The organism is Actinospica durhamensis, from assembly GCF_018139695.1.
Taxonomy (GTDB): domain Bacteria; phylum Actinomycetota; class Actinomycetes; order Streptomycetales; family Catenulisporaceae; genus Actinospica; species Actinospica durhamensis.
Map to the genome: position 1 here is coordinate 1 of NZ_JAGSOG010000410.1, position 5,389 is coordinate 5,389.

Below are 5,389 nucleotides of genomic sequence, written 5' to 3' on the forward strand. Positions count from 1 at the left end.
GTCACCACCCCCACAGCCCCCAACGCCAGCACCGACAAGATAACCCGGCGCCCGATCGGCCTGCCCTCGTCCGGATTGTCGTTGGGTGGCCCACCGGTGCCGCCGCGTGCCGTCACCTTGGTCACCGCTTTCGGCTACGCACACGCCACGCCCACCCGAGCAGCGCAACGCCCACGAGAAGCACCACCACGCCCAACGCCGTGTACTGCGAGTGGCCAGTCATCACGGACCCGTGCATCGTGCCACTGCCCTGCGCGATCCACACACCTCCGACCGCCACCAGAACCAGGCCGATCACGCCACGAATCCACACCGTGCACTCCACTCGCGAGGGCGGGCGCCGACCGGATGCCGACGCCTTCGATCTCTCCACGTACCGCGTGTGAAATTCGTTCAACCGAATCCCCGGCGGATCAAGTCCAACCTGCTCGCCCACCAGCCGCTACCGACCTGCCGCCGCTGGTCGACCTCGAGGACCTGGCCGCCTTGTACGACGACTACCTCGCGGAGATGCGCAAGGCCATCACAAGGCTGTGACCTGAGGCGGCGACGCTCACTGCGGCCCGCCCGGACCATCGGTGCGACGCGCACGTGCGACGGTCGCACCGGCAGTCCGGTCCCGGTCCACTCACTCTCGACGATCGGCCGTTGTCAGCTCGTAGGGGTGAGAAGCAGGGCGTGGTTCTGGCCGTTGGTGGTGTTGGTGGCGTCGACGAGGACCTGGCCGTCGGCGTTGATGCCGACCGCGTCGGTCAGCTCCCATCCCGAGCCTGCGTGGATCATGGTGTTGAGATCCTGGAAGGTCCCGGCCTGGTAGATGAACGCGTCGTCGAAGGGATCGCCCGCGGCGTTGACGCCGTAGGTGGTCCCGACGATCACGCCGGCGTCGTTGATCGCCTGCGGGGTCGTGTCGATGTTGTACGTGCCAAGGCTGGTCATGATGCCGTTCGCGTAGATGAACGGGTGCGAGACGTCGGCGGCGTCCTGGGAGGATCCGGTGACGACGCCGCCGTCGTTGATCGCGTTCACCGAGGAGTTGGGTCCGCCCAGGGTGCCGACGTCGGTGATCTTCCCGTCCTGATACACGAACCCGCGCTCGTCGCTGCTCGAGGTGTCGGAGTTTCCGATCACGACACCCGCGTCGTTGATGCCGTTAGCCACGCTCGAGGTGCCGCCGTCGATCGTGCCGAGATCGGTCATCGTCCCGTTCACATCCAGGATCGCGTGGTTGCCGGTGGCACCGGCCGCGGTGGACCAGCCGGCGACCTGCCCGCTGCTGTTGATCGCGAGGGCCTCGCTGCTGGCTGCCGCGCCGTCCAACGTGCCCAGGTCGGTCATGGTGCCGCCCACCTCAACGAAAGCATGCGAGTAGCCGGCGGCGGTGTCCGCCGATCCGACCAGGGTGCCGGCAGCGTTGACGGCGGTGGCCGCCGAGTCCTGGCCGCCCAGCGTCCCGAGGTCGGTCATGGCGCCGCCGCTGAAGCGGAACGCGTGCTCCAGGTGCTCGACGCAGGGCTTGCGGACCCCGTACTTCGGCGGACAGGAGCCGGCCGGAACCGTGACGGCCAGGGACGAGACACCGTCGATCAGCCCGGTGGCGTTCAGGCCGCCGCCGGAGGAGGAGACGTAGCCGAGCGTGCCCAGGTCGGTGATCGTGTAGGTGGCGGTGGCCGCGGACGCGGTGGTGGTCCCGGCCGCGGTCGTTCCAATCGCCGTTCCGGCGGCCAGTACTGCTGCGAGCATGGTGCGTCGGCGCATTCTTAACTCCTTGACGAAGTAGCGCGGGCGCGCGAACCACACCCGCATCCAAGCCGGCTGTACGTGTGCGGCCGGTCGGGGCGTGTACGAGAGCTGGCACATGCCCACCCCTCCTGGGACTCTCGGTGACTTCGGAGTGCCCCACAGTTCCGGCTGCGCCCCCGAAACGTGACCGCCCGCTTACCGGTTCACCCCGCGGCCGCAATCGCGACGGCGAGCACCGCGGCCGTGCCGTCCGGAGCGAACCCGCAGCGCGCACAGGGCTGTGAGCAGGAGTGTTCGGGAACGTACGGCCCCTGGCTATGCGTGGATGCCTGCCGAAAGTTTCGTTCCTCGGCGCCGAAGTGCCCTGTCGACGCGGCTCACTTGCTCCACCCTCACTCTCACCTCATACGGGGGTTGATCGGGTCGCAGCAGCGCGCGAGTAGTATCGAGGGCGGCGCCTGGAGGGTGCCGCCGGGTCCGCGGGAAGGACTGAGTCCACCTCCTTGATCCAATGCCCTTGTGGCTTTGGCCTCTTCCTCGGCCTGCGCAGCGGACCCCAGGCGATCAGAGGGAGACGCCATGTCTGAACGCTCATTGCTTCCGCAGCGTCCCGATCTCGACCAGTTGCGCCGGCGCGCCAAGGAACTGCGCGACGCGGTACACAGCGGGGATGCCGGCGCGCGGGCCAGGTTCACCGCGCAGCACCCAGCCGCCCGCCTCGATACGGCCCGCCTGGATACGGCCGGCCTGGCTGCGGCGCAGTTCGTGATCGCCCGGGAACTGGGCTTTGCCAGCTGGCCCGCGCTCAAAGCCGCCGTGGACGCCGACGCGGGAGCGCGCGGCCGAGAGCTGGAGTTCCTGGCCGTGTCGATCCGGCCGGGCGCCGGGCGGGCCGTCGAGCTGCTTGCCGCGGATCCGGGCATCGCGGGCCGCAGCCTCCGCGCCGCAGCCGTGCTCGGCGATGTCGGCGCAGTACGCGACGCGCTGACCCTGGACCCCGCCCTCGCTGCGGCGGTCGATGACGCACGCGGCTGGCCGCCTCTGCTCTACGCCTGCTACTCGCACTGGCACCGGTTCGACCCGAGCCGAGAGGCCGGGCTGGTGGAGGTGGTGCGCCTGCTGATGGCCGCAGGAGCCGGCGCGAACACCAACGACGGGGGCCGCCCGCGTTTGTACTCGGCGCTGCGCGGAGCGGTGGAGAGCACGAAGCCTGAGGTCACCGAACTGCTACTCGGCTCCGGTGCCCATCCCGACCTCGGCCAGCCCCTCGTCGAGGCGATCGCCCATGGCGACCACCGCTCGCTGCAGCTGCTGCTCGCCCACGGCGCGAGGGTCAGCGGGAGCTGGGCTCTGGGTGCCGCGGTCTTCCACGACGATCCAGTGGCGACGCGGCTGCTGCTCGATGCACTCACCGCGCGCGGGCAGGACGCAGCCGGGGCGGCGAGCGGAGAGCTGGTGGAGGCGGCGGCCATCGCCTCGCTCCCCCTGATCGACGCGTTGCTGGCTGCCGGAGCCGACCCGCGGACCGCGGACGAGGACGGCATTTCCGCGATGCGCTCGGCCGTGCGGGCAGGTCGCAACGAATCGGCCGCGCGCCTGACGTCTCAGGGCGCCGTCGATGACGCGACCGACATCGACCGGTTTCTCGGCGCCTGCCTGCGCGCGCAGCGAGGGACCGTGCAACGGCTGCTGGCGGAGCATCGCGACCTGCCGGACCGGCTGACCGCCCGAGACCGGGCTGTAATTCACCACGCCGCCGCTGACCGGGACACCGCCGCGCTGGTCCTGATGCTGGAGTTCGGATTCGGCCACGACGCGCGCGACGAGGCCGGGCAGGCGCCACTGCACACCGCCGCGTACCACGGCAACGCCGACGCGGTGCGCCTGCTGCTCGCCGCAGGCGCCGAGGTCGACGCCCGAGACACCAGGTTCGAGGCGACCGCGCTGGCGTTCGCGACCGTCGGCAGCGGCGAGCAGGACGGCGAGCCAGGCGACTGGATCAGCACCGTCCGGCTGCTGCTCGAGGCCGGCGCCTCCCGTGGGGCAGTGTGGGTGAGCGACAAGCCGCCGAGCCGCGAAATCGCGCAACTCCTCGAGGGCTATGGCATCGGCTCCGGCCACGATGACGCCGCGCGCGATGAGAACCGAGAATTCGGTGCGGATCCGGGCCCCGTCTCCGATGTTCCGACTGCTCTGGGCGATGACGTGCTCTCCGAGATCGCGAGGCACATCGAGGCCGCCTGCCAGGAGGCTGATCTGGATCTGCTCGCCTCGCTGCTGCACCCGCAGGTGCACTGGACCGGGCTGTGCCGCACCAGCGCGCAGGTCCTGGACTGGTACCGGCTCGCCCTGGCCGACGGCACCACGCCCGCGGTCGAGAGCGTGGAGGTCGACCGCGACGCGGTGGTCCTCGGAATGACGCTGACGCGTCCCACCGAAGGTACCCGCCCCGCGCCACCGCACCGGCTCTACCAGGTCTTCACCGTCGAGGGGGCCCAGATCGTCGAGATCCGCGGCTTCCCGGACCGCCGCAGCGCCCTGGCCCGAGACTGACCGTCCGGGCCGGCGCGATCAGGGATGACCGAGCGGGCGAAGGTGAATCGAGTTCGGCGGGAGCCCGACGCCCGAGCCCGTCCTGGCCCACCGCGTCCGGACGCTTCGTGCACGCCCGGCACTCCCCCACCACGTCAGACGGCTAGCACCCGGGAACGCCGGCGATCACGCGGTTGAGTGCGGCCAGACTCGGCGCTCCGGAAACCGCGCCGTCGTCCTCGCGGTATAGACGGCACGACAGGCTCGGGGCCGTGGCGTCGGTCGCGAACGGGTCCACCCCGTCGAGCAGGATCGTCGGCGAGCCGCTCATCCCGAGCTCGACGGCCTGCTCCTGATCATCGACCTCGACCAGGTCCACCCGCGCCGCCCGGCTCCCGAGCGCAGCGGTGACCCGCTCTACTGCCAGCGCACTATTCGGGCACTCCGGAACCGCGAGCACCGTGATCTGCACTTCGCCCGCCTCCTGAGCTCGGTCCTTCACACCGGCGCGAAAAAGGCCCGGCCCGACGCTGGGGGGGATAGCGTCGGACCGGGACGCGCCGACCCGCCGGGATGGGGGGGATATCCACGAGCGGGAGCGCCTGCCGCGCAAGCGGCATCACACTCATGGTACTGCTGATACGGCCGTGAATGCGCCACCGCCGAGAAACCGCGACACGATCGTCGAAATAATCAGCGGCGGCGCCGGCGGAACCCCATCGCGAGGAACGCGGCCAGCAGGATGAGGAAGATGACCGATCCGACGGCCGCGGCGGTGCTGCCGTAGTGCGGCACCCGGCCGACCACGGCGGCGAGGGCAGGTGAGGCGGACACGATCGGCTCATTCCGGTGAGTTGTCGAAGAGTACGGAGTCCTGTTGTCCACGCTAACGACATCCGCCCCCGATCCGGGATGGATCGCGGGCGGATGTCGCGTCAAGGGCGTTGAGTTTTCGCCAAAATCCGTCATCGCATCGTTGGACGCGACCTAGAAGTCCGATGAAGATCTTCGTGGTCTGATGTGGCGGGTCGGCGTAGCCGGCCCGCCACTGGCCTGTTCATGCTGGTGTCGGCAGGTTCCAGCGTCCGTTGGTGCGGGTGAGGCCGAGGTTGAT

Annotated in this window: 4 protein-coding genes; 1 reads left to right on the forward strand and 3 read right to left on the reverse strand. The window is 70.1% G+C overall.

Annotation, left to right across the window (positions count from 1 at the left end; translation table 11 throughout):
• Positions 1-651: 651 nt before the first annotated feature.
• The gene (locus KDL01_RS38775) at positions 652-1,758 is read right to left on the reverse strand and encodes a hypothetical protein (RefSeq protein ID WP_212533713.1); all 1,107 of its coding nucleotides are present in this window, start codon (positions 1,756-1,758) and stop codon (positions 652-654) included.
• Positions 1,759-2,322: 564 nt separating this feature from the next.
• Here KDL01_RS38775 and KDL01_RS38780 point away from each other — a divergent pair.
• The gene (locus tag KDL01_RS38780; protein ID WP_212533714.1) at positions 2,323-4,296 is read left to right on the forward strand and encodes an ankyrin repeat domain-containing protein; all 1,974 of its coding nucleotides are present in this window, start codon (positions 2,323-2,325) and stop codon (positions 4,294-4,296) included.
• Positions 4,297-4,438: 142 nt separating this feature from the next.
• Here KDL01_RS38780 and KDL01_RS38785 read toward each other — a convergent pair whose 3' ends face one another.
• A complete protein-coding gene (locus KDL01_RS38785) occupies positions 4,439-4,747 on the reverse strand; it encodes a thioredoxin family protein (protein ID WP_212533715.1) in 309 nt (102 codons plus the stop codon).
• 221 nt (positions 4,748-4,968) lie between these two features.
• Entirely contained in the window at positions 4,969-5,109 is a 141-nt protein-coding gene (locus tag KDL01_RS38790) for a hypothetical protein (RefSeq protein WP_212533716.1), read from the reverse strand.
• Positions 5,110-5,389: the final 280 nt, after the last annotated feature.